General features: G+C 35.8%; 24 protein-coding genes and 1 pseudogene. 15 read left to right on the plus strand and 10 right to left on the minus strand.

From position 1 onward, the window contains the following. Positions 1–195: 195 nt before the first annotated feature. From AZF04_RS08210 to AZF04_RS08220, 3 genes are all read left to right on the plus strand, one after another. A complete protein-coding gene (locus tag AZF04_RS08210; RefSeq protein WP_061948317.1) occupies positions 196–1029 on the plus strand; it encodes an STAS domain-containing protein in 834 nt (277 codons plus the stop codon). A gap of 155 nt (positions 1030–1184) precedes the next feature. Next, positions 1185–1370 carry a DUF4177 domain-containing protein gene (locus AZF04_RS08215; protein WP_045485541.1) on the plus strand — a complete coding sequence of 62 codons (186 nt, stop codon included), beginning with the start codon at positions 1185–1187 and terminating at the stop codon, positions 1368–1370. Between the two features lie 304 nt (positions 1371–1674). Then, positions 1675–2898: an RtcB family protein gene (locus tag AZF04_RS08220; protein WP_061948318.1), complete on the plus strand. Its 1224-nt coding sequence runs from the start codon at positions 1675–1677 to the stop codon at positions 2896–2898. 60 nt (positions 2899–2958) lie between these two features. Here the strand turns inward: AZF04_RS08220 and AZF04_RS08225 are convergent, their stop codons facing one another. Next, positions 2959–3654: a lysophospholipid acyltransferase family protein gene (locus AZF04_RS08225; RefSeq protein WP_061948319.1), complete on the minus strand. Its 696-nt coding sequence runs from the start codon at positions 3652–3654 to the stop codon at positions 2959–2961. 292 nt (positions 3655–3946) lie between these two features. On the opposite strand from AZF04_RS08225, the gene AZF04_RS08230 reads away from it, so the two are divergent. The 6 genes from AZF04_RS08230 (at position 3947) to AZF04_RS08255 (ending at position 9236) form a co-directional block, all read left to right on the plus strand. Then, on the plus strand, positions 3947–4897 hold the full coding sequence (locus AZF04_RS08230; RefSeq protein ID WP_235599963.1) for a LacI family DNA-binding transcriptional regulator: 951 nt from the start codon (positions 3947–3949) through the stop codon (positions 4895–4897). 89 nt (positions 4898–4986) lie between these two features. Then, positions 4987–6081: a Gfo/Idh/MocA family protein gene (locus tag AZF04_RS08235; protein WP_061948321.1), complete on the plus strand. Its 1095-nt coding sequence runs from the start codon at positions 4987–4989 to the stop codon at positions 6079–6081. A 48-nt stretch (positions 6082–6129) separates the two neighbouring features. After that, positions 6130–6885 (plus strand): sugar phosphate isomerase/epimerase family protein, encoded by a 756-nt coding sequence (locus AZF04_RS08240; protein ID WP_061948322.1) that lies wholly within the window; start codon positions 6130–6132, stop codon positions 6883–6885. Between the two features lie 391 nt (positions 6886–7276). Then, positions 7277–7765, plus strand: a complete 489-nt coding sequence (locus AZF04_RS08245) for a hypothetical protein (protein ID WP_061948323.1) — start codon at positions 7277–7279, stop codon at positions 7763–7765. Positions 7766–7847: 82 nt separating this feature from the next. Then, complete coding sequence (locus AZF04_RS08250) at positions 7848–8582, plus strand: cupin domain-containing protein (RefSeq protein WP_061948324.1); 735 nt, start codon at positions 7848–7850, stop codon at positions 8580–8582. Positions 8583–8741: 159 nt separating this feature from the next. Beyond that, positions 8742–9236 (plus strand): GNAT family N-acetyltransferase, encoded by a 495-nt coding sequence (locus tag AZF04_RS08255; protein ID WP_061948325.1) that lies wholly within the window; start codon positions 8742–8744, stop codon positions 9234–9236. 173 nt (positions 9237–9409) lie between these two features. Here the strand turns inward: AZF04_RS08255 and AZF04_RS08260 are convergent, their stop codons facing one another. Beyond that, positions 9410–9880, minus strand: coding sequence for a GNAT family N-acetyltransferase (locus AZF04_RS08260; RefSeq protein WP_082795308.1), 471 nt, complete (start codon positions 9878–9880; stop codon positions 9410–9412). Between the two features lie 168 nt (positions 9881–10048). Here AZF04_RS08260 and AZF04_RS08265 point away from each other — a divergent pair, with 168 nt between their 5' ends. The 3 genes from AZF04_RS08265 to AZF04_RS08280 all read left to right on the plus strand — a co-directional run bounded on the left by AZF04_RS08265 (position 10049) and on the right by AZF04_RS08280 (position 12944). Then, the gene (locus tag AZF04_RS08265; RefSeq protein ID WP_061948326.1) at positions 10049–10585 is read left to right on the plus strand and encodes a ribonuclease H-like YkuK family protein; all 537 of its coding nucleotides are present in this window, start codon (positions 10049–10051) and stop codon (positions 10583–10585) included. A gap of 1161 nt (positions 10586–11746) precedes the next feature. Then, positions 11747–12478: a class I SAM-dependent methyltransferase gene (locus AZF04_RS08275; protein WP_061948328.1), complete on the plus strand. Its 732-nt coding sequence runs from the start codon at positions 11747–11749 to the stop codon at positions 12476–12478. A 46-nt stretch (positions 12479–12524) separates the two neighbouring features. After that, positions 12525–12944: a hypothetical protein gene (locus tag AZF04_RS08280; protein ID WP_061948329.1), complete on the plus strand. Its 420-nt coding sequence runs from the start codon at positions 12525–12527 to the stop codon at positions 12942–12944. Positions 12945–13153: 209 nt separating this feature from the next. Here AZF04_RS08280 and AZF04_RS08285 read toward each other — a convergent pair whose 3' ends face one another. Continuing rightward, positions 13154–13480, minus strand: coding sequence for a hypothetical protein (locus tag AZF04_RS08285; protein ID WP_061948330.1), 327 nt, complete (start codon positions 13478–13480; stop codon positions 13154–13156). A gap of 916 nt (positions 13481–14396) precedes the next feature. Between AZF04_RS08285 and thrS the strand changes: the two genes are divergently transcribed. After that, entirely contained in the window at positions 14397–16334 is a 1938-nt protein-coding gene (thrS, locus tag AZF04_RS08295; protein WP_061948332.1) for a threonine--tRNA ligase, read from the plus strand. 312 nt (positions 16335–16646) lie between these two features. On the opposite strand, the gene AZF04_RS08300 is transcribed toward thrS, so the two are convergent. Continuing rightward, positions 16647–16985, minus strand: a complete 339-nt coding sequence (locus tag AZF04_RS08300) for a YolD-like family protein (RefSeq protein WP_061948333.1) — start codon at positions 16983–16985, stop codon at positions 16647–16649. Further along, a complete protein-coding gene (locus AZF04_RS08305; RefSeq protein ID WP_061948334.1) occupies positions 16982–18211 on the minus strand; it encodes a DNA polymerase IV in 1230 nt (409 codons plus the stop codon). Before AZF04_RS08305 ends, AZF04_RS08300 begins: the two co-directional genes overlap by 4 nt. 304 nt (positions 18212–18515) lie before the next feature. Here AZF04_RS08305 and AZF04_RS21545 point away from each other — a divergent pair. After that, positions 18516–19265: pseudogene (locus AZF04_RS21545) on the plus strand (peptidoglycan recognition protein family protein); the annotation flags it as partial. Between the two features lie 48 nt (positions 19266–19313). Next, positions 19314–19691, plus strand: coding sequence for a peptidoglycan-binding domain-containing protein (locus tag AZF04_RS21550; protein WP_235599964.1), 378 nt, complete (start codon positions 19314–19316; stop codon positions 19689–19691). A 30-nt stretch (positions 19692–19721) separates the two neighbouring features. Here AZF04_RS21550 and ytxJ read toward each other — a convergent pair whose 3' ends face one another. The 5 genes from ytxJ to tenA form a co-directional block, all read right to left on the minus strand. Further along, the gene (gene ytxJ, locus AZF04_RS08315; RefSeq protein ID WP_061948336.1) at positions 19722–20111 is read right to left on the minus strand and encodes a bacillithiol system redox-active protein YtxJ; all 390 of its coding nucleotides are present in this window, start codon (positions 20109–20111) and stop codon (positions 19722–19724) included. A gap of 694 nt (positions 20112–20805) precedes the next feature. Then, complete coding sequence (locus AZF04_RS08320; RefSeq protein WP_061948337.1) at positions 20806–21753, minus strand: ABC transporter substrate-binding protein; 948 nt, start codon at positions 21751–21753, stop codon at positions 20806–20808. After that, positions 21750–22511, minus strand: a complete 762-nt coding sequence (locus AZF04_RS08325; protein WP_061948338.1) for an ABC transporter permease — start codon at positions 22509–22511, stop codon at positions 21750–21752. The genes AZF04_RS08320 and AZF04_RS08325 overlap by 4 nt, the downstream gene beginning before the upstream one ends. 65 nt (positions 22512–22576) lie before the next feature. After that, the gene (locus AZF04_RS08330) at positions 22577–23356 is read right to left on the minus strand and encodes an ABC transporter ATP-binding protein (RefSeq protein ID WP_061948339.1); all 780 of its coding nucleotides are present in this window, start codon (positions 23354–23356) and stop codon (positions 22577–22579) included. Further along, positions 23346–24023: a thiaminase II gene (gene tenA / locus AZF04_RS08335; RefSeq protein ID WP_061948340.1), complete on the minus strand. Its 678-nt coding sequence runs from the start codon at positions 24021–24023 to the stop codon at positions 23346–23348. The genes AZF04_RS08330 and tenA overlap by 11 nt, the downstream gene beginning before the upstream one ends. Between the last annotated feature and the right edge of the window lies 1 nt (position 24024).

Here is a 24024-nt window from a genome sequence, read left to right on the forward strand (position 1 = left end):
AAAATAGAATGACATAAAAAAACAATAGTATCAAATCAGAAAAAAATTAAAAGAATGATGTTTAATGGTTTGTATAGAGGGGTATAGGCAAAATAGCTCTATGATAAACATGATTCTAAGTTTACCTAATTATTCAAAATCATAATCGTAGAAAGTATGTACTAGAGACTATTATAAGAGGGGTCGTTAGAAAAAATGAATTCATTTTATCATTATTTAAAGACAGAAATTCCTAATCTTACTGAGCAGTGGTATGAACAATTAGATAAGAGTTTAGACGGGGTTTATGGAACAACCGATGAAAGGCAAATTGAAAAACTAAAAGAGCATAACAGACAGTTTCATCAAAATTTTGCTGAATTGTTTAATGAAGAATCAGGTGAGATGACTACAAGGCTTAATAAATGGATTAATGAAATAGCCACAGATAAAGCTCATTTGAACACACCACTTGATCAAATAATTGGTGAATTTTTTAATGTTCAAGAACAGTATTTTCAAATCGTTCAGCAATATATTGAAACATTGAGTGATTCTCCAACTCATCGTGAGGTTCAGGGTTTGAATCATGTTATTTTCACTACATTCAATTCGATTATTCGTGAGTTCAGTCGAAGAAATATTATTGAGTCTGAAAAATTATTAAAGTCTCAACAAGAAATGATTTTGGAACTCAGTTCACCCGTCATTACGGTCATGGAAGGTATAGCGATATTACCGTTAGTTGGTGACATTGATACACATAGAGCACAGGTTATTTTTGACAAAACACTAGCTCAATGTAATGAAATGCAAGTTCAACAGTTAGTGATTGATTTGTCAGGAGTTGCGATTGTTGATACAATGGTTGCAAGTAAAATTTTCCAAGTAATTGAAGGATTAAGGTTAATTGGAACAGAAGCTAGCTTAACAGGTATTCGCCCTGAGATTGCTCAAACGGCTGTACAGTTAGGTATTAATTTCAAATCTGTTTCTACCTATTCATCTCTTGCCCAGTATTTTGCCGTTAATAATGTCTTAAATCAATAAAATTACATAAAAAGCTTTCTGTATTCTTAAGGGTATAGCCAATGGCTGTACCATTTTTTCTATTTTACATAGTCTGAAACACTTTGGTTTAACATAATAACTATTAATACGATATGAAAACCAATGATTATGTGAATAGATTGGAGGTTTGTTTATTGTACGAATATACATTTAAAGTCATTCCATTAACCACTTTAAAGAGTGAGCCTTTAGAGGATTATCATGATGTTATACATGAATATGCTGCAGTAGGCTGGAAATTGGTTCAGATTTTTGCGCCAAGCACAAAATCTAATGGGATGGCAGGTTATTTTGAATTAATTTTTGAGAGAGAAAAATAAACAAACACGATAATTAAAATAAAATAAGTGAATTTCATCATTGCTCTATAAGTGAATAAAACAGACCATTTAATAATGCCCTGGATGTTGGCAAATTCACTTGTTGGTTGTAACGATTGTTGTGACTCCCAAAGGATCAGCGTCGTTTGAAGATCCACTCTGACGACAAGCCCTTGGGAAAGCATCTACCTAAAGTGGAAAATCAAAAGCCTAATCGATCGGTTTTCATTATAAGATATGAGTTATGAAATTGATTCAAAAAAAATTTAGAAACAGAAGTTTTTTAGTGGGAGGATCATAGCAGATGTATCAAGAAATAGAAGGAGTTAGAGTTTGGGGTCAGCCTTTAGAGAATGCAGTAAAGCAGGCCATAAACTGTGCCCATTTTGGTCAAGTAAAGAAAGTTCTCTTAATGGCTGATCATCATTATGGATACAGTCAGCCTGTAGGTGGAGTGGTTGTTTATGAAAATCAAATTTCGCCCTCTGGTGTAGGTTATGATATTGCATGTGGGAATAAAGCAGTTCGTACGAATGTGAAATATAAAATGATTCAGGATGATTTAAGTGTAATAATGGACGAAATTGCTAAAGAGATTTCATTTGGAATTGGCCGCCAAAATCAGGAGAAAGTCGATCATGAAATGTTTGATGATAGTGATTGGCAAGTATTTAAAGAGATTGGTCATCATGAGCATGATCAACTTAAAGCTCTTGCACGAAAGCAATTAGGTACCGTTGGTTCTGGAAATCATTTTGTTGATCTTTTTGTAGAAGAAAGTACAGATGATGTTTGGATAGCGAATCATTTCGGTAGTCGTGGGTTTGGTCATAAAACAGCAAGTGGTTTTTTAAATCTTGCAAAAGGAAAAGGTTTTTCAGAGCAGATTAAAGGAGAAAAAATGGAGGCTGCTCCTACTTTATTTAATCTTGATTCTCCGTTAGGAGATTTATACTTTCGGGCGATGAATCTTGCTGGGCGATATGCTTATGCAGGTAGAGATTATGTAATTGATAAAGTTTTAAGTATTTTACAAGCGAAAGCAACCTATTCTGTCCATAATCATCACAATTTTGCATGGAAAGAAACACATAACAATAATGAATATATCGTTGTAAGAAAAGGGGCTACGCCTTCTGCTCCAGGTCAATTAGGCTTCATTGGAGGGAGTATGGGAGATTATTCAGTCATTGTTGAAGGAAAGGATTCAGATGAAAATAAAGAAGCCTTTTATAGTACCGTTCATGGAGCAGGTCGGATTATGAGCCGAACTGAAGCAGCAGGAAAAATGAATTGGAAACTGAAAACCCGAATGGGTGGTAAAATAACGGAACAACAAATGCAGGATGCCGTTAAACAATTCGGAGTAGAGCTCAGAGGAGCAGGAACAGATGAAAGTCCATTTGTTTATAAAAAGCTGGAAAGTGTCCTTGAAGCGCACAAAGAAACATTGACGGTTAAACATAAGCTTAAACCAATAGGTGTTTGTATGGCAGGTGCAAATGAACATGATCCGTATAAAGACTAACCTTATCTAAAAAAAGGGCTAACGAAAAAAGAAAGAATCTTTTTCGATAGCCCCGAACAATCAGCTTAATCCTGATTGAATGGTTTTTTCTATTTTTTGATTAAGTGAAGAAATAGATTCATATTCGTTAGGGTTAATGGCGGGATGAATAATGACGGTTACTTCAGCTGGCTTTATTTTGCCATTTTGTTTCTCCATAATTTTATAAGAATCTTTTATGGTGATAGGTAGGACCTTGACACCTGATTTTTTAGACATTCTAGCTCCTGAATTCCCAAACTCTCTCATTTTTGTTCCTTTACTTCTATGACCCTCGGGGAAAAGAGAGATGGGTGTTCCTTCATGCAACCTCTTTGTAGCCGATTGTAGCTGCTTTATGGCTTCTCTCGGCTTATCTTGATTAATGAACACACAACGCTTGTTGGCCATCCATTCACCAAACAAAGGTATGTTCTCTAAAGATTTTTTAGAAATAAAGGATAAGTCCTTCTCTACATAAGCTAGTAAAATAGGTATATCAAAATTTCCTTGATGATTAGATAGATAAAGATAATTTTCACCTTGCTCCTTATGTTCAAGGCCTAATACGGTGACTTTAGTTCCTGCTACCTTTAATGTGTTTTTCGCTAGAGTTTCAGCTAACTTATTAGTTGTGTGATATTTAATAGGTTCACTTTGATGACGAAGCCATAACATTTTCGGAAAAATTTTAAGTAAGTAAAGCCCGGCATAGCCAAACGAAGCAATGGTACGCATAAACCTCGCAGACCTCCTTTAAATCAAAATAAAAGTGCTAAGATAAAAACGATTATAGTCTGAATGTAATGAGAAAACAAGTGATGTAACGTAAGAGAGTCGTGACTTTTAATTCACCTTCTCAAATGAGACTGAAATGTTTCTTTATTAAAGGCATGTTAAGATATATGGAACAACATAAAAAAGCAATTACATGTATCATAAAAATACTATTGATTTTATAAACGATGCTGTGTAAGATGTAATTGTAAGCGATAACAAAAGAGAGGGAAGGGTAGATGATTTGGCTACAATGAAAGATGTCGCCATTAAAGCTAATGTATCTGTTATAACCGTTTCTAGGGTCATTAATGAGCCTGAAAGAGTAAAGGAATCGACTAGATTGAAAATTCTGCAAATAATGAAGGAATTGAATTTTCAACAAAATCATACGGCAAAAGCTCTTGTGACAAACAAAACACGAACGATTCACTTATTCAATCCGAAATTTATTGATTCTTCTGAACCTTATACAATGAAGCTAATTGCTGGAATTAGCTTTGAGCTCAGTCGTAACCATTACTCATTTTTGTTACGGCATGAATGGAGCTTTCCACATAAATGTGATGGAATTATTGCAATGGGATTAAGAGAGGGAGAAGAAGAACTTGTTCTAGAAAAAATGAAGGAACCGACCGTATTGTTTGGTCGTTCTCACCATTTGGATTGGGTCAATATTGATGATGTTCGAGGAGCCTATGAGATGGTTCACTATCTCATATCGCAGGGTCACCGAAAAATTGGTATGATAACAATTCGTGATTCTCAGCTTTTTCCTGAAGAACGTTTAAAAGGATATAAACTTGCATTAGGGCAGCATCAAATTAACTTCGACCCAGATCTTATCCGATACGCTAGTATGAGTGAAGCCTCAGGATATGAAATGGGCTATGAATTAATACAAAAAAGTGATGTAACGGCTATTTTTTGTATGAATGATTTATTGGCAATAGGGGCTTTGCGAGCAGCAAGAGATTTACATAAAAAAGTTCCTGATGATTTATCTATAGGTGGTTATGATGGAGTTGGTTTAGAATTCTTTGCTGAACCGCCGCTAACAACCATGGTTCAGCCTGTATATGAAATGGGGAGAGCATTAGCCAAACTTTTATTAAAAAGAATTGAACATCCAGAAAAAGAGCAAGAATTTGTTGTTTTTCAACCTAAGTTGAAAAGTGGGAAATCTGTACAGCGTAGAATTTAATCTTATTTTTTCGACAAAATGTTAACGATAACATTAGATTGTGTATAAGTGAAATAAAAATGATAGAAGAACATTAAATGGAGGTAAAGATGAACAAATTAAAAGTAGGTTTAATTGGTTGCGGTAATATTAGTGAAATTTATTTAAAGAATGGAAGAGACCGACTAGAGTATGTAGAGATTGTAGCTTGCAGTGATATTGACATGAACCGAGCTAAGGAAAAAGCGGAGGCTCATGGTATAGAAGCTTTAACGGTTGATGAGCTTCTTACTGCTCCTCATATTGATATGATTTTGAATTTAACAATACCTGCTGTACATGCAGAAGTCAGTTTAAGAGCTTTAGAGGCGGGTAAGCATGTTTACTTAGAAAAGCCCTTAGCAATTGATATAGAAGATGCTAAGAAAGTGATTGATTATGCAGAAGAAAGAGGATTAGTCGTTGGGTGCGCTCCTGATACATTTTTAGGCGGAGGGATACAAACATGTAAAGAAATTATTGATAGTGGTTTAATTGGTCAACCAGTAGCAGCTACAGCTTTTATGATTTCACATGGACCTGAGAGCTGGCACCCAAACCCAGAGTTTTTCTATCAAAATGGGGCAGGACCATTGTTTGATATGGGTCCTTATTATATAACGACATTAATCCAGCTAATTGGTTCTATTAAGCGCGTTACATCCTCGGCACAAATCAGCTTTCCTGAGCGCGAGGTGTTAAGTGAACCGAATAGAGGACAGAAAATTTCTGTTTCAACGCCTACTCACGTAGCTGGAGTACTAGACTTTGAGAATGGCGCGGTTGCTTCAATGATTATGACCTTTGATGTATGGGGAACAAACCTACCGAATATAGAGATATATGGAACCTTAGGAAACATTCGAGTACCTGATCCGAATACATTCGGAGGAAAAGTATTAGTGAGAAAAGCGGCTGATTCAGAGTGGAGCGAAGTACCGTTAACCCATGGAAATACTTCGAATGCTAGAGGTATTGGGATGAATGATGTCGCTCAAGCGATATTGGAAAAAAGAGAACCTAGAGCATCGGCTAAGCTAGCTTACCATGCTTTAGAGGTCATGACTGGACTATTAGAATCTTCTAAAAAAGGAGAGCATTATCAAGTAAAGAGTCATTGTCCTTCACCACAGCCAATGCCATCTTTAGAGGAATCCCAAAAATAATCTATTAAAATAGGTTTTTACACGAAGGATCATAGAGGAGGATTATAAATGCTACCTATAGGACTACAGCTTTATACGATTAGAGAAGAAACAGCCAAAGATTTTATTGGTGCTTTAAAGAAGGTAAAGGAAATTGGTTATCAAGGTGTTGAATTTGCAGGCTTTGGTAATCATAGTGCGGCTGAGATTAAAGAAGCGATAGATGATATTGGTTTAAAGGCAGTTTCTAGTCATGTGCCTTTAGAGAGACTAGAAAATGAATTAGAACAAGTAATAGAAGAGCAAGTAACGATTGGCTCTAAATCAGTCGTTTGTCCGTTCATTCCAGAATCCTATTGGAAATCGAAGGAGGCGTATGAAAAGTTAGCTGAGTTTTTAAATACAGTGGGGCAAAGATGTAGGGAGCATGGTTTACAATTTGGCTATCATCATCACTCCTTTGAATTTGAAAAATTTGGAGATGAATACGCGTTAGATTTATTGCTTCGATTAACGGATCCAGATTTGGTTCACTTACAATGTGATGCGTATTGGGTAGAGTATGCAGGTTTATCTGCCGTTGATTATATTAAAAGATATGAAGGGCGTTGTAAAATTATCCATATGAAGGATATGCAATTGGAGCCAGAAAAGACAGATATAGAACTAGGGAAAGGAGTTCTTGATGTTTCAAAATTAGTTCAAGTTGCTAACGATATAGATGCTGAATGGTTACTAGTAGAAATGGATCATTGTAAGTTACCACCCTTCGAATCGATTAAAGTTAGCTTTGATAATTTGGAAAAGATAGTCAAAGATATTTAAAGAGAAGTCAATAAATATAGGGACTGATACAAAAGTAGCTAGACCAATTTAAAAGACGAACATTCCTAAAAAAGGAACGTTCGTCTTTTTTTAAAGAAAATCTGAGGACAAAATACACTTAGGAGCTTACAGTTGAAAGAACCTAGAGACTTGTTTTCTTGAGCGAGATCCGGATATTTTAGCATTCTTTATAACGCTACAAATCCGTAATTTTTATAGTTTGTTTTTTCAAGTCTGCTTTTAATGTATTTCAAATGATTTTTAAAATAGATATTTTTACATAATTAGACTAAACGAAAAAAAAGGAATAAAGGAGAAAAAAGTCGAATTATAGTAAAAAATGTAATTTTTTATTGTTGTGTAGTTTTTTTGAATTGAGGAGAGAATCATTTTGAACAAGAATTGGATTTTGCTATTCTGCTTAACTTTGGTGATTTTTGGTCTAGCAGGCAGCTATTTTTATTTTACGAGTATATCACCATTGCTAGCGCATAATAGTGATACTTTTTATGTGGAAGAGAGGGAAGGTCAATTAGTGACGTTAGGTAATCGAAGCTTACTAGGTTCGATTAAATTAGATAAAGTGAAAGTAAACCAAAACCAGTATCCATCAGAGGCTTTTGTCATTAAAAGCTCTATTAAGGAAGGATTACCGATAAGTGAATTCGAAAGTCATGAGAAGGTGGATATTGAAGAAGTGGTGATGAACCGTCACGCAAATCCACAAAAACAGTTAGAGGAACTAAGGAGTGGTAAACTTAAAGAAGAGGAGGCGGTTGTGCACGGTCTCTACGTTTTACATAGTGAAGAAATTAATCAAATTCTCATTTCATATTCTATCTTAGGAATTTCCTATGAGGAACATTTAATTATTCCATAAAGGTATTGTGTTTCTATTCAACTGTCACATATTTGGGCGGATTCAATATATTATCCATATAAGATGAAAAGGAGGAGATAAGATGGCCGTTTCTTATATGGATTTTACTGCAGCTGATGTACAGTTTTTTGATGATGTGCAGAATAACCGTCTTTTCACAAGAAATAACCAAAACTATATTAATGTCCTAGGGAGAAATCAACTAAATACATTAGGGAATGTATCGCTGTTGGATATTTATTTGAGTAATGAAAAGGTGGTTGAACCACATATTCATCAAAACGCTACTGAATTGGTGTATTGTATTTCGGGTTCAGCCGTAGTATCACTTATGAATCCATTTACAAAAGAAATCATCAATCTACCTATTACTCCAGGTCAAGTCGCTAATGTTCCGCAAGGCTGGTGGCATTATGAAATAGCCAATGAAGATGATACTCACTTATTGGCTGTTTTCGATGCTCCTTATCCTCAAGTAATATTAGGTTCAGATATTTTAAGGCTTACACCAGCGAATGTTCTCGCGCACACTTATTGTTTAAATGAAGAAATGGTGAAGGATACTTTGGCACCTATAACATCCAGTGTTTTTATAGGACCTGAAGATGAATGTTCTAATAGGTATGCCCCAATTGATAACCAAACAAATCCGATTCATCATCAAGATTATTCACCTTCTATAAATCAAAGTCATTACCAAGCAGCGCCATATCCTGCTACCTATAATCAGTCTAGTTATTATGTCAATCAAGCACCGGTAAGACAATCTTATCGAAATTACTCATATCCATACCAAGGAAACCACTCTTCACAATGAAAAATCTAACTTTGAATGAAAAGTAGGCAAGAGAGGTATTTTGCCTGCTTTTTTTATGTGAAATAATCAAAAATCTCTTTAATCGTTAAGGTAAAATATCTTTCTCTGAAGTATGATAAAATAAGAGGCGTTTTATCGTTAAAAAAGGAGTGGGTTATTGTGCGTAATCGATTAAAGATGATAAAGGTGGATGCTAGTAATATAACGCTATTCAGTCAGATTCTTTGTGAAGCGGCAAGCTGGTTACACCAAAAAAAACAACCGTTGTGGGAAATCAATGATTTGAGTCCTGAGCAGTTGCTACAAAATTATTCATATGGAGAAATGTACGTAGCTTACCTTCAAAACAAGCCAGCTGGTACAGTAATCATACAAGATAAAGATCCATTATTTTGGCCAGGCGCAATAGATGATGCCTTATATATTCATAAGCTCTCGATAAGGAGAAGCTTTGCATCAGATGGGGTTTCAAGTGAGATTTTACAATGGGTAAAGAAGCAAGCAGTTAGTAAAGAAGTCCAATGGGTACGACTAGATTGTGCATCTGATCGACGGAAGCTTAGAAATTTTTACGAAAAAAATGGCTTTTCGTTTGTGAAGGAAATAAAAGTTTTACAAAAGTATGAAACGGCTCTGTATCAATATAAAGCCTAATTCATTAGAGGCTGTTTCTGTTTTTAATTATCTTAATATAGTGAATGTAAGGGGTGAATATTAAGCAATTGAATAAGTTTTAGCATTTTTTTGGAGCATACCATAATAGTATTAAAGAAGACCCTTTGAATTCGATTTCTATATATCCTAAATAAATAGTTAGTAGAAAATAATTATTGAATCATAATCAGAAAATCAATTTTTCCAACTTGAAAGCTGGCAACCTCTTTGAAGTGAAATTTTTGATATAACTTAATGGCTCTTTTATTAAATGAAGCAACGGTTAGTCTTAATCGATAATTCGGCTGCTGTGTTTGAATAAATTGACTGACTACATTAAAAAAAGAGTATCCCATTCCTTTTCCTGTCAATTGAGGATGTAAGCCTAAGCCGATATCGATACAAGGATAGTTATATAAGCCTTGATGATGTTCGGCAGGAACTTGAGCGGATTTTCCATAACAAAAAAAGCCTATTAAATCATTAGGTTTACAGCAAACCACATAATAAGTTCCATTCATTAATTCAAAATAACTATTTAAGGTATTCGGCATATTATAAAAGTCATAAGGCTTATCATATGTCCACTGTAAAATTTGTTTAGCATACATATCACTCATAGGTGCAATAATTAAATCACCCAAGGCTCATCCCCCCTCTTATTTTTCAATCGATCCAGTATATGGAGTAAGAAAAAGGTCTATACTTTTTTTCTGTATCCTTCCTATTTTGAAATCATATAATACATGAAGAAACACTTCCATTTCTATTAACTTGCGAATCTGTAAGGAAAGAAGTAGGTGGTTAAAAAGATGAATAAACCTCTAAATCTTACTTTTGAAAATTCATATGAGAAAAATTTAACCTTTGATGATGTATTTCAAAGAATTCTAGCCTTTATGAGCCGCGATCCAAATGGGAAATATCGATTAATGCTTGGGACGGATAGTCATGTTCATTCGTATAACAAAGGAACAAAGTTTATTACGGCTATTGTAATCGCACAACAAGGAACAGGGGTGTGGGCTTGTATAAGAAAAAGGACCATTCCAAAAAAGTTTTTAAATTTGCATGAAAAAATCTCGATGGAAACCTCTTTAACGGAGGAATTAGTCTCGTTGTTTACGGAGGAAAAGATGAATCAATTAGTCGATATCATCCTACCTTCTATATACAATGGTGCTAGCTTTGCTATAGAGGGCCACTTAGATATTGGTAATGGTGAGCGTAATAAAACGAGATTACTTGTAACAGAAATGATAGCAAGACTAAAATCAATAGGTATTGAGCCTAAAATTAAACCTGATGCCATTGTGGCTAGCACATATGCTAATCGTTATACAAAATGAACGATGCTTTATCCGGCTTTGGAGTAAATTCACATTACCATTAGAAAGGCCTTTTTCGCATCAGGATAAAGGGGGATTAGCATGGGTCTTTATGTGAGTATGTTTCCTTTAATTTCTATTTTACTTTTGTTGTTAGGTTTTTCTCTAAAGGAAAAGAAAGTGCTTCAGAGAATGTGCTTCCATCTGGGAATTGTCGGGTTATGTGTGTTTGCTTTTTTTTATTTCTTACTTCCTAAAATCACAATTTTTACCTTAATTTTCGAAAAGTTATAATATGAGTAGTTACGAAAAAAAATGAATATTTAAATAGCCATTCAATTAGCTTATAATTTATGTATATGAACCAATTTCATCATACATATCCTTTAATGAAAATCGAGCGGTTAGGTTTTGATTTTCACATTAGGTAGATGCTTTCCCAAGGGCTTGTCTTCAGCTAACTCTGACTATGCAGAGCTTCGTCAGAGTGGATCTTCAAACGGCGCTTATCCTTCGGGAGTCGTTTCAATCAGCAAGTGAATTCGCAAACATTCAAGACATTTTTATAATGAATGGTCGGTTTCGTTCACTTAACCCCATTTCATCATTCATATTTTATAATGAAAATCGAACGATTAGGGTTTTGATTTCCACTTTAGGTAGATGCTTTCCCAAGGGCTTGTCTTCAGCTAACTCTGACTACGCAGAGCTTCGTCAGAGTGGATCTTCACACGGCGCTTTTCCTTTGGGAGTCACTACCTACCGTTTCAATCAACGAGTAAATTCGCAAACATTTCACTACATCTTTATAATGAAAATAGAGCGATTAGATTTTTGATTTTCACTTTAGGTAGATGCTTTCCCAAGGGCTTGTCTTCAGCTAACTCCGACTACGCAGAGCTTCGTCAGAGTGGATCTTCAGACTGCGCTCATCCTTTTCACTTTAGGTAGATGCTTTCCCAAGGGCTTGTCTTCAGCTAACTCCGACTACGCAGAGCTTCGTCAGAGTGGATCTTCAGACTGCGCTCATCCTTTGGGAGTCACTACCTACCGTTACAATCTACGAGTGATTTCGGAAACATTCAAGACATTTTTATAATGAATGGTCGGTTTCGTTCACTTACAAAGCAAATCTGAAATGGACTCATATTGATAAATATTATGTGGGAGGATAGAGTAACTTTGAGACAAAATAAATATGATGACGAGCATTTTTTTAATCAGTATAAAAGGTTACCTCGGTCCCTTTACGGGCTTGATGGGGCTGGAGAGTGGCATGTGTTAAAACGCTTAATGCCTGATTTTAATAGTAAGAATGTTCTAGATTTAGGTTGCGGGTTTGGCTGGCATTGCCGTTATGCTAGAAAGCAAGGTGCAAAAAAGGTGATAGGAGTAGATTTGTCTACAAAAATGATTAACGAAGCTAGAAAGCTAACGGATGATGACCATATTACTTACTTTCAGTCAGCAATAGAAGATTATGAAGCTGAGGATGGATATTTTGATGTGATTATGAGTTCTTTAGCTCTTCACTATGTAAGCGATTATTCACAAGCTGTTCGTAAAATTTGGCGTTTATTAACCAAAAATGGTGTTTTTTTATTCTCTGTAGAGCATCCGATTTTCACGTCTGTAGCTTTACAGGATTGGATATATAATCATAAAGGTGATAAGCTTCATTGGCCAATTGACCATTATCAGGAGGAAGGAATAAGAGAAACCCAATTTTTAGAACAGAATGTCGTTAAATACCACCGTACGCTTTCTACATACATGAATACTTTACTATCAGTTGGATTTAAATTAGAAGTAATAGAAGAACCTCAGCCTTCATTAGAGATGTTGGAATTTTCTGAGGAGATGAAGCATGAAATGCGTAGGCCTATGTTTTTACTTGTGAGAGTGATTAAATAACATTTTAATAGAATAATAGTTAGGTGTAGGAGGAGAAATTCTTTAAATGATAGCTTTTTTAGTTGTGACTCTTTTTTTCTTTATAATTAGTATTATGGGGTGGGCGGTTCAGTTTTTCCCTATGGAAGTATTTTTTATTTTAGTTTCGTCTTTTGGCTTTGTATGGATTATTTTTGGACTTTGTTATTATTTATACAAGAAATCAAATACGACTGTTGAACATGACCAATCAACGGGTACAGAGGAGGTTGCTGCTACAAGTGTAAAGTCGAAGGTTTCTGAGCAGCAGCGTTTAGTTTACGTGATAGGATTGATTCTTTTCGGCGGCTGGTTTTTGGCCTCATTTACTGTAGATAGCCCTAAAGTAGATGCTCAAGAATTGCTAGAGTGGCGACTATCCGTGCTAGTCTTTTTTATAATCTACAGCAGTCTTAATTGGTTATTAGGATTTCGTTCAAGAAGATAAAAAAGTGCATATTTCTAACTCCTTTTATTATATTAACATAACAAAATTTGGAGTTTAGTGATGCTGTCACAAAAGTAGATGGATCGATTAAAAGGACGAACATTCCTAAAAAATAGGAACGTTCGTCCTTTGGTTTTTCCTATACTAGTGTATATCAATCGGCTAATCAAATCTTGTTTTTAAAAGTGTTAAAATCACTATTACTTGTTTTAATGGTCTTGGTTTTTAGGCTCTGAGGGCTGCTCTTTTTTCACTAGTAAAGAAATCACACAAAAATTAATTAAAGTAATTAAAGGGATAAAATAAATGAGTGTGTAGATGCCTAAATTGGCAAAAAAGAGATTGCTTTGGTTTATAAAAATATTAGGATCGCCATTATACACAATAGGAGTTGCCGTTACTAGTATGACGAGACTAATAATAAATGAAAATGATAAGGCAACATATTTATTTCTACGCTTTTTCATTACGATTATCGTACTGAGTAGTGATAGGAAAAGAGTAGCTAAAATAATAATTATAAATAAACTATTCAAAAAAAACCCTCCTGTTTGGCTCGTTGATATTGTAAATCTTAACAAATTTTAATCGAGATTCCACCTTTAAATCAAAGAATTTTGTGACGTTTTCATGTGAAGAGGAATGCATAGAATTTCTAGCTATTCGAATCAATTTCATCATTCAAATTTTATATTGAAAACGGAACGATTAGGTTTTTGGTTGATTTTCACTTTAGCTGAAGACTGCGCTGATCCTTTGGGAGTCACTACCTACCGTTACAATCAACAAATGAATTTGGAAATATTCAAAACTTCTTTAAATAAATGGTCGGTTTATTCATTATTTCCTATAATTTCAAAAAAATAGTTGCATTTTTAAAAACTTGTGAGTATTATATATTGTAATTCAAAAGAAATTGTTTGGAAAGGCTTTGAAAAGGACATGAATGATTGCTTGAGCTTTTAGAGAGGGAAGGGTGCTGTGAACTTCCTAGCTTTCAATCAGTTATTTACCACCTTGGAGCTGCATGGGGGATTATTGAAACCATTGCCGTAGCTTGCTTACGTTACAAGCACCTAAGCCATTACTGCATAGATTCATGCGTGATGATGGAAAGTAGGGTGGAACCACGAATTAACACTCGTCCCTTGGTTGGGATGGGTGTTTTTTGTTATATAACGAAATAAAATAAATAACGATGACGAGGACATGATCGGTAAAACCGTGCTTACAGAGAGGGAAGGGTGCTGGAAACTTCCTAGCAAAAGGGTTACCTTTTACCACCTTCTGAGTTGTATTGGGGAAGTTAAAAACCAATACCGTTTTAATTGACGTTATCAATTCCTAAGCTATTCATGCAGATTTGTATGGTGGGAAGTAGGGTGGAACCGCGAATAACATTCGTCCCTTGTGGGGATGAGTGTTTTTTTATTTTTATAAGGAGTGATAAAAATGCGTGAAAAGAAAATAGTGGTTGTGTTAGCAGATGGAAGGAAAAAAGAGGTAGAGCAGGGATGCTCTATTTTAGAGGTGGCAAAATCAATTAGTTCCCAGTTAGGAAAAGAAGCAATTGCTGGTGAGGTAAATGGGAAGCTGGTGGAGCTTTCTTATCTATTAGAAGAGCAGGTTTCTTTAAAGGTTATTACTCTTTCCTCAGAAGAAGGGCTAGCTATTTTACGTCATCATTGTACTCATTTGCTCGCTCAAGCCTTACAGAACTTGTATGATTCGGTTCAATTAGGAGCTGGATCTGTTAATGGTTATAGCTTCTATTATGATGTTCAACTTAACCGTTCTCTAACAGAATCTGATTTAAAACAAATTGAAAAAGAAATGAAAAGACTTATTGATGAAAATGCATTAATTGAGCAAGTAGAGGTTCCGTTTGAAGAAGCGAAACAATGGTTAAAAAAAGAGGGAGAGATATTTAAAGAAGAGCTATTAAATGATCGCTTAGGGGAGAAATGGGTCCGTTTTTATAAGCAAGGTGAGTTTATCGACCTTTGTCACGAGTCTTATCCTCTACTTCCTTCTCTTTCTTTTATTAAAGCTTTTCAATTAACTCATGTTTCAGGGGCATATTGGCAGGGGAATTCAAACGGAGAAGTTATGCAAAGAGTGGCTGGTGTTGCTTTTGCTCATAACAACGATTTAATGAATCATGTTAAGGATTTAAAAGAAGCGAGCTTACGCGACCATCGTAAATTAGGAAAACAATTAGAGCTTTTTATGTTTTCAGAAGAATGCCCTGGAATGCCTTTATATTTACCAAAAGGCCAAATTCTCCGTAATGAACTCGAACAGTTTTCTCGTGAAATTCAGTTAGAGGCTGGCTATAAAGAAGTCAGAACTCCTTCTATGATGAATCAGCGCCTTTGGAAGCAGTCAGGGCATTGGGAGCATTACCAAGAAAATATGTATTTTTCGGAAGTGGACCAAGAAATGTTTGCCCTAAAGCCAATGAATTGTCCTGGGCATATGTTGATTTTTAAAAATCAGCTCATTTCTTATCGGGATTTACCTATTCGCTATGCGGAATTTGGTCAGGTACATCGTCATGAATTTAGTGGTGCATTAAATGGACTACTTCGAGTGAGGACGTTCTGTCAAGATGATGCTCATATTTTTGTTAGTGAGGATCAAATTGAAAGTGAAATAAAAGGAGTATTTGCTTTAATTGAAGTGATGTATCGTACTTTTGGCTTTGAATATTTCATCGAATTATCGACTCGTCCTCAAGATTTTATGGGTTCTGAACAATTATGGAGATCTTCAGAGAGGGGCTTAAAAAAGGTTTTAGATGATTTAGAGCTTCCATATCAGGTGAATGAAGGAGACGGAGCCTTTTATGGTCCTAAAATTGACTTTCATATAAAAGATGCACTAAATCGTAATCATCAATGTGCAACGATTCAGTTGGATTTCCAAATGCCTGAAAAGTTTGATTTATCTTATATTAATGAAGAGAATGAACGAGTTCGTCCCGTTGTGATCCATCGCGCTATTTATGGCTCCATTGATCGTTTTTTAGCGATTCTAATAGAGCATTATGCAGGTGCTTTTCCTGTGTGGTTATCACCTGTTCAAATCGAAATTATTCCGATTTCTAGTGCGCATTTTGAATATGGACTTTGGCTCAAACAGGAATTGAAGAAAGTAGGAATAAGAGTGGAGTTCAATCAAAGTGATGAAAAGCTAGGGTATAAAATTAGAACTGCTCAACTGTTGAAGGTTCCATATGTTGTCATTGTTGGTGATGAAGAAATAAAAAATAAAAGTGTCAATGTTCGTAAATATGGTGAAAAGCAATCAAAAATGGTAGATTTTGAAGTATTCTCTCAAGAAATTTTACGTTTTATTCAGGAAAGAAGCTTGAATGTGAATGTTTAATGGCTCCATCTATTCTTTATTACTTAAAATGAAAAAAAGCTGGGACATAACCTGTTCTTAAATCTTCTCATATAGCGAAACTTGAAATGCTGTGTACTGGATGAAAAACAACCCTCCTTCTTCTCACAAGAAGGAGGGCTCTGATGAACAGGTAGATTCTTTATGAAAGACGAAATCGAGCGGTTGATCAAGTGGTCATGCACTTTTTAAAAAAGTTAGCTTGGCGTCACTGGCCGCGGAGTGTTTTGTGGGAGAGCGAACAGTCGGGTGCCTAGCCTGTGTGGAGCTCTTGCTCCGCCCTTTTAATCTTACTTAGAGAATTTCTACATGGATAAGGAAGCTGAATTTAATCTGTAAAGTAGAGTGAGCATCACGAAGGATAAGTGACTGGTTGTGTTCATCAACACGAGCAATAATGCCACTTTCTTCTTTTAATTGCCCGTCATCCCAATAATGAACTTTAACAGAAAGAGTATGATTCAATGCATTTAACACGGTCATACCTAATTCCTCAAAAGCTTGCTCATCAAGCTCTGGTTTAGGTACTTCTTGTTCCGTTTGCTTTAATTTTAATAGTGCTTCTTTATGTTCAGGAAGAAACATCCGGCTGCTCTCCCATAGTAAATTACCTCGTTTTAGGTGTTCACTCATTGATAGTGTCCTCCAATCTTAGCGGATCGATCTTTTGCCTGACTCGCTGGCAGAAAGGAAGTAGCACGCCTAATGGTGGTTTTCCCAAAGCGTGAATTGATAGAATCCATCGTATAGCCGACCTTTAAAAGCTGATCTCGGTCTTTCTGAAAAAGACTTAATTGAATGTTTTGATCGCTTGAAAGGCTAGAAAGCGAAACCGCTAAGCGTCGAATCGGGTAATTTTCCCAAAACGTATCAAGTAATCGGCTCGCGGCTTGGAAGAGCTCTAGCGTTACATTAGACGGCTCTTCTAGTTTAACTTGTCGGTGGAAGCCTTTAGGAATTTCATAGCTAGCTCCGGAAATACTGAGACTGACTGTTTCTCCCATCACCTTCCTCGAACGCGCCCTTCTACAAACCTCTTCGCAGAGTTCTAAAAGAACGACTTTAATATCATTTTTTTCTTCATAATCACGAGGTAAAGTCATGCCATGACCAATCGCTTTTTGCCGATCATGTGAGCTATTCGAGACTGGAGAATAGTCAATTCCGTGTGCATTCATCCATAAGACATGCCCTGGAATTCCCCACTTCTTTTTGAAGTATTCCAGAGGGGTCTCGGCAAATTGTCCAATGGTTCTAATTCCCATATTTCGAAAATGCTTAGTGCGCTTGCTACCAACTCCATAAAGCTTATCAATAGATAGGGGCCATAGTTTTTGAGCAAGCTCTTCTTTTTTTAACCAGTCAATTCCGGATTGAGATTTTTTGGCTAATAAATCACAAGCCATTTTTGCTAGAACTTTGTTTTCGCCTATCCCAATGCGTGCGCGGACATGAGTGGAGCGCCAAACCTCTGCTTGGATAGCTTTAGCCATCTGTTCGGCAGAGCTAAATAAATGCTGACTTCCTGTTACATCAAGAAATTGTTCATCAATGGAAAAGGGCTCTACTAAATCAGTATAGTGATGAAAGATTTTCGTTATTTCAATGGAAATGTCTACATAGTCCTGCATGTGGGGGCGAACGACGAGCAGATGATCACATTTTTGCTGAGCTTCCCAAAGCCTTTCTGCATTTTGAATTCCATAGGATTTAGCAAGTGGACAAGCAGCTAAAATCACGCCACTCCTTCTGGCGGGGTCTCCCGAAACAACTAGTGGTTTATCGAACGCCTCAGGATAGCGCGTCTTTTCAATAGAAGCATAAAAGGACTGCATATCAACTAGGAAAATGACACTCATCTAACGACCCTTCTTTCAATAAAATATGTTTATATAAGGGAACTTATATTCGTATTTTTATTATATGCGAATATACGTTCGTTATTCAATCAGAAAATAATGGAAATATAATGAAAGCGTATCAGAAATAAGAAATAGTCTATGCTTGGAGAAATAACCACCCACTTTTTACTATTTTATTCGATATAAAAAGGGAAAGATGTTTACCAGATTGTCCTAGCACTAGTGAATTTTTAGCATACCTTGAAGTAAGAGCTACTTTACCTTCTGAAAAAAGGAAGTGGTAAAAGGGAGGAGGAGAAAGATGATTATTAAACAGGATTTTATTCCTGAAACCAATGCAAATAGACCTCGAACTAAAATGAGTCCGAGATTTATAACCGTACATGAGACGGCCAATCGAAGAAATGGTGCTAATGCTCAAATGCATGCACGATATGTCAAAAATCCAACGACACCTGTAAGCTGGCATTATACAGTCGATAATCATGAAATGGTTTTTCAGCATTTACCTGTTGACGAAATAGGCTGGCATGCTGGTGATGGAGGATCAGGTCGAGGGAATAGAGAATCGATCGGTATTGAAATTTGTGTAAATAGTGATGGAGATTTTATTAAAGCCATGGAAAATGCGATTGCTCTCATAAGATTTTTAATGAAGGAGCACTCGATTCCTCTTGGTCAAGTAGTGCCACATCAATATTGGACAGGGAAAAATTGTCCTGCTACGCTATTAAAGACATGGGATTTCTTTAAAGAAACATTAAAAAACAGTGTAGAAACAGATGTAAGGATAGTGACTCAAATAGAAGAAAAAAACAGTACCAAGCATCCTACCTCGTTTTTGTTGAAAAAAGGAAGTCAAGGAGAGGCAGTGCGACAGCTGCAAGAGAATTTAATAAAGGCGGGGGAATTACACCATCATTTTGTGGCAAGTGGACATTTTGATTTAGAAACAGAACGTGCCGTTCGCTCTTTTCAAAAAAAAGCAGAATTAAAGGTGGATGGCATCGTAGGCTCACACACGCAAGCGGCATTAAAGGAAATACTGAAAAAACAACCACAACCGACACCGAAAAAGCAAAAGTTTACTAAAAAAATTATGTCGGGAAAAGATGTTCGATATATTCAGTTTGTAGTAGGGGCGAAAGTAGATGGAGTATTTGGCAAAGAGACAAAGGAAAAAGTAAAAGTTTATCAAAAAAAGCACGGACTAACAGTAGATGGAATAGTAGGCCCTAAAACTTGGGGTAAAATCGACCAATTAGCAAAAAAGACGGTTTATAAAAGGCCACTATCCCTGAAAAGTCCTTATATGAATGGGGAGGACATTAAAATGGTTCAAGCTTATTTAGGAGTCATAATGGACGGACTATATGGACCTAATACAGAAAGAGCCGTTCGCCATTATCAAGCAACACATAAGCTTGTGGTAGATGGAATAGTAGGCCCTAAAACTTGGACACAGCTATTTTCATAATAATAGGATGAGGGAGCCCTCATCCTATTATTAGGTCATTTTTTCACATTGCTTCATGTTGCGAAATGTAATGTCTTGATGATGATCGCACCAGACAGAATCTTGATCTTCGACAATGATTAATTGTGGCGATTGATGAGTAACTTCTAAATCATTCGCAATCTCATTGGAGATTTGTTTAAAATCAATAACATCTAGAAGATAAAAATCAGCATCTTCTTTATCATAAGTAGCAGCAAACTTTTGATATTCTTCATAAGCTTCAACGCAAAGCTGACACTGTTTATTTAACTTTAAAATATACGCCTTTCTTTCTGAAGACAAATGATAAATTTTTTTCCACTCGTCCATAGATTTAATTTCTTTTATTGCAGTCATCATAAGCACCTCTAATTTATAAAATCGTTTTAAGTAAGTCATTGCAATTTACCTACTAGTGTCTATACCTTTTCTTTCCCATACTTAACCACAAATTTTAGAGATTTGTTAAAGAGGGAAAAGAATAAACCATTAATAGGATTACTATACATATAATTCATATCAACCTTAATATGTCTCCGCGCTTGTCAAATTATCCAACAGAATGGACGAATAATCAAGAGCTAATGACAAAAAATTCACTCCTAATTTTTTCCGTTAAATACCTTCAAGACAATAATATATATCCCTTACGAAAAAAAATCAACACTTTTAAGACATTTTTTATTGAATTGTACTAAAACAGTAATCAAAAAAACGAAGGGCAGGCTAGTCAGTATGCATAAAAGGCCTTTGAAAAAATTTTTTCAAATAAGTGAATTTCATCATTGCTCTAAAAGTGAATGAAACAGAACGTTTCTTATAGAATATGTTTTGAATGTTTCCGAAATCACTTGTTGATTGTAACGGTAGGTAGTGACTCCCAAAGGATGAGCGCAGTCTGAAGATCCACTCTGACGAAGCCTTGCGTAGTGGGAGTTAGCTGAAGACAAGCCCTTGGGAAAGCATCTACCTAAAGTGGAAATCAAAAACCTAAACGTTAGTTTTTCATTATAAGATATGAATGATGAAATGGATTCAAATAAAAGAAAAAACCAACCATTTTAACATAGAAAATAGTTGGTTTTATCATTACTTAATTTTGTTCATAGTTGGATAGTAGCCATTGCTTTCCATCATCCCAATGAGCTTGATCGAAGCTACCGAAAGGTTCGTTAGGACTTTCCATTTTTTCTAGCAAAATATCTAAGCTTTCTCTCTCAACAGATTCAATTAAAGGGAAATTCCCTTCATCTTGATTTTGTAAAAGAATATCTAAACTTCCATAGGGGTCTTCTTTCATATCTGAGTAGCCTTTCTCAGCCGCGCTCCAAAAAGCATTTACAATATCTTCATTTTCACTTAGAAAAGAAGAATTCGCAATAAGGACTAACTCATAATACGAGGGAACACCATAATCAGCAGGGTTTAGGTAATCTATATCGAAGCCCTTATGTTGTAGTACAGGATACTCGTGATTAATATAAGCACCAATAATAGCGTCCGTTCTTTCACTCATAATAGCAGGACCTAATTCAAATCCAACATCAATTACATTAACTTTAGAAAAATCGCCCCCATCTAATTCCACCATTGTTTTTAAATATAACTCATTTAAGGCAATCCCTGAATAACCTACCGTATGTCCTTCTAAATCTGCTGGGCTATTAAAATTCTGGCTACTAAGAAATAAAAGGTGATTTAAAGGGCTACGAACAATAGGAGCTACAACCGATACAGGCAAATCCTCTTCCTGAGCTAGAATGATATTATTTTGATAACTAATGGCAAATTCAATAGCGCCAGAGCCAGCTAATTGAATGGGATCAGAGGGGTTGGCAGGAAATACAATGTCCACATCCAAACCTTCCTCCTCAAAGTATCCTTCTTCTAATGCTACATATAAAAAGGTATGGACCGCATTTGGATACCAATCGAGCATTATTTCAACCTGTTTTAAGTTATTTTGAGCTTCGGTTTGACAAGCGCTTAAGAAAATAAGAGTACTTACTACGGCTATCATTTTTATTTTCAAGAATTTCATCTAGTTCTCCTCCACTTAAATCCATATTTTTCTATAATGGTTACTAATAAAAACCCAGTAATACCAATTAAAGATAACCATACAATAGGGGCAAATACTCCAGCCCCATCAAACTGAGTCATCATGCGGCGACTGAAATACCCAAGCCCTGCATTTGCACCGAGCCATTCTCCTATAGCAGCTCCAATTACGCTTAAGGGAATAGCTATTTTTAAACCAGATAAAAATGAAGGCAGAGCAGAAGGTACGTATAATTTTGTGAAAAGATTCCATTTGTTTGCTCCTGCTGTTAAAAACCATTCTTTCTGTTCGGATGATACCGACCTAAATCCATCGAACGTATTGACAGTAATAGGGAAAAAGGTAATCAAAATGGTCACCACCACTTTACTCCAGATGGAGTAGCCAAACCATAAAACAAAAATTGGAGCAAGGGCAATAATCGGTATTGTTTGAGACGTAACTAAAAGGGGATATACGGCTCGTTCTAGAATTTTAAAGAGATGCATACAAATAGCTAAAACAACCCCAAGAATGGTAGATAGAGCAAGTCCAATCCCAACAACAGTAAGAGTCGCAGGAAGATGTACATAGAACAGTATTTCGTGAATGTCAAAAAGCTTAAATAAGATAAGAGAGGGAGAAGGGAACATATAAGGCATGTTGAGATGGTCTGCTACAATCTCCCAAATTAGTATTAAAATAATAATTAAAAACAAAGCACTTAACCTTTGTTTTACGGCATGAAAAAAATACATAAAGTATCTCCTTTAAGAGGTTGTCACTTAGTGTGTACGCTATTGTTATGAACGATTTAATTCATTCAGAAAAGTTTCTCTTTTACTAATGAATGTATAGGAGGTGCTTCTGTTAATTGCTGAACAATCTCTTGTTTCCATTCAAATAATTCGTTTTTCATTTGTCGTGGTCGAGTTTCTTTTATTACACATTGATTATATGAAGAGAGTGGCTTTTTAGAAAATATGAACACTCGATCGGCCAAAAGTAAAGCCTCATCAATATCATGAGTAACAAAAATAATCGTTAATTTCCATTTTTTCCACATCTGTAAGAGCCATTCATGCATAGTCATTCTTGTCATGGCATCTAAAGCGCTGAAAGGTTCGTCTAAGAGTAGAAGGTCTTTACCGCTAAGCATGGCACGTAAAAAGGAAACTCTTTGCCTCATACCACCAGAGAGCTGATGAGGGTATTTGTGACTATGTTGATGAAGCTGAAATTCTTCTAAATAACTAGAAGCCATTTTTCTCGCTTTTTTTTTGTTTATTCCTTGAAGCTCTAAAGGAAGAGCCGCATTGTCTAATATGGTTCTCCATTCTAGTAGTAAATCACGCTGAGGCATATAGCCAATCTTTTTCATTCCTTCGGCGATCGGTTGATTGCGAAAGGAAATGGTACCAGAAATTGGTAATTCAAGAGAAGTCATCAGGCGAAATAAAGTACTTTTGCCTGTTCCACTTGGAGCAATAAAGCATACAAATTCTCCTTCAGTAATTGAAAAGCTAAGCTCATCAATAACTAATTCAGATGTTTTCGGATAAGAAAAAGAGACCTGCTCAAAATCAATAATACTACTTCTCATCTAAAGGCCACATCGCTTTTTGATAAGACATGTCCCAAAACATGTATTCAAAACGACTCGTATTTAAAAAGATTTCTTCTAACTGATTCTTTTCTTCTTCAGAGCTAAAGGTAGTGAATTCGTTTAATAAATTAATTTGCCAAGAAGCAACTTCTCCAAATTCAGGAGACTGATACATTTGTACCCATTCACCATACCATTCATGCTCCATAGCCCCGGGTATTTCACTTAATTTTTTCCCTATTTCATAATAGCTCCAAGCGCAAGGCAAGACAGCTGCTAATAATTCCTTAATAGAACCTCTTTGTGCGATATTTAACATGTACGAGCTATAAGCAATAGTAGTGGGAGAGGGCTTTGTATTGGTTAGCTCACTTTCAGAAATACCAAGTCGCTTTGCATAAGCACGGTGTAAGGCCATTTCCTCATTTAATGTTATGTGGAGCATTTGAGCGAAGGTTTGCATAACATCAAGTCGGTCTGCTTTTAAGCTACCCAGTGCAAATAAGCGAGCATAGTCAATCAAATAAATATAATCCTGACACATAAAGAATTTAAATTTATCGATATCTAATGTACCGTGTCCGATTCCTTGAACAAAAGGGTGATGATGACTTTGATTCCAAATAGGCTTAGCTGTCTCATAAATACGGTCTGTGAATTTCATT

It is taken from the genome of Alkalihalobacillus trypoxylicola, from assembly GCF_001590785.1.
GTDB lineage: Bacteria > Bacillota > Bacilli > Bacillales > Bacillaceae_D > Alkalihalobacillus > Alkalihalobacillus trypoxylicola.

Excerpts from the sequence above, each read along its gene's own strand:
- AZF04_RS08210 (WP_061948317.1), top strand. The coding sequence starts at position 196 with ATGAATTCATTTTATCATTATTTAAAGACAGAAATTCCTAATCTTACT.
- AZF04_RS08220 (WP_061948318.1), top strand. The coding sequence starts at position 1,675 with ATGTATCAAGAAATAGAAGGAGTTAGAGTTTGGGGTCAGCCTTTAGAG.
- AZF04_RS08225 (WP_061948319.1), bottom strand. The coding sequence starts at position 3,654 with ATGCGTACCATTGCTTCGTTTGGCTATGCCGGGCTTTACTTACTTAAA.
- AZF04_RS08230 (WP_235599963.1), top strand. The coding sequence starts at position 3,947 with ATGAAAGATGTCGCCATTAAAGCTAATGTATCTGTTATAACCGTTTCT.
- AZF04_RS08235 (WP_061948321.1), top strand. The coding sequence starts at position 4,987 with ATGAACAAATTAAAAGTAGGTTTAATTGGTTGCGGTAATATTAGTGAA.
- AZF04_RS08240 (WP_061948322.1), top strand. The coding sequence starts at position 6,130 with ATGCTACCTATAGGACTACAGCTTTATACGATTAGAGAAGAAACAGCC.
- AZF04_RS08250 (WP_061948324.1), top strand. The coding sequence starts at position 7,848 with ATGGCCGTTTCTTATATGGATTTTACTGCAGCTGATGTACAGTTTTTT.
- AZF04_RS08265 (WP_061948326.1), top strand. The coding sequence starts at position 10,049 with ATGAATAAACCTCTAAATCTTACTTTTGAAAATTCATATGAGAAAAAT.
- AZF04_RS08280 (WP_061948329.1), top strand. The coding sequence starts at position 12,525 with ATGATAGCTTTTTTAGTTGTGACTCTTTTTTTCTTTATAATTAGTATT.
- thrS (WP_061948332.1), top strand. The coding sequence starts at position 14,397 with ATGCGTGAAAAGAAAATAGTGGTTGTGTTAGCAGATGGAAGGAAAAAA.
- AZF04_RS08300 (WP_061948333.1), bottom strand. The coding sequence starts at position 16,985 with ATGAGTGAACACCTAAAACGAGGTAATTTACTATGGGAGAGCAGCCGG.
- AZF04_RS08305 (WP_061948334.1), bottom strand. The coding sequence starts at position 18,211 with ATGAGTGTCATTTTCCTAGTTGATATGCAGTCCTTTTATGCTTCTATT.
- AZF04_RS21550 (WP_235599964.1), top strand. The coding sequence starts at position 19,314 with ATGTCGGGAAAAGATGTTCGATATATTCAGTTTGTAGTAGGGGCGAAA.
- ytxJ (WP_061948336.1), bottom strand. The coding sequence starts at position 20,111 with ATGACTTACTTAAAACGATTTTATAAATTAGAGGTGCTTATGATGACT.
- AZF04_RS08320 (WP_061948337.1), bottom strand. The coding sequence starts at position 21,753 with ATGAAATTCTTGAAAATAAAAATGATAGCCGTAGTAAGTACTCTTATT.
- AZF04_RS08325 (WP_061948338.1), bottom strand. The coding sequence starts at position 22,511 with ATGTATTTTTTTCATGCCGTAAAACAAAGGTTAAGTGCTTTGTTTTTA.
- AZF04_RS08330 (WP_061948339.1), bottom strand. The coding sequence starts at position 23,356 with ATGAGAAGTAGTATTATTGATTTTGAGCAGGTCTCTTTTTCTTATCCG.
- tenA (WP_061948340.1), bottom strand. The coding sequence starts at position 24,023 with ATGAAATTCACAGACCGTATTTATGAGACAGCTAAGCCTATTTGGAAT.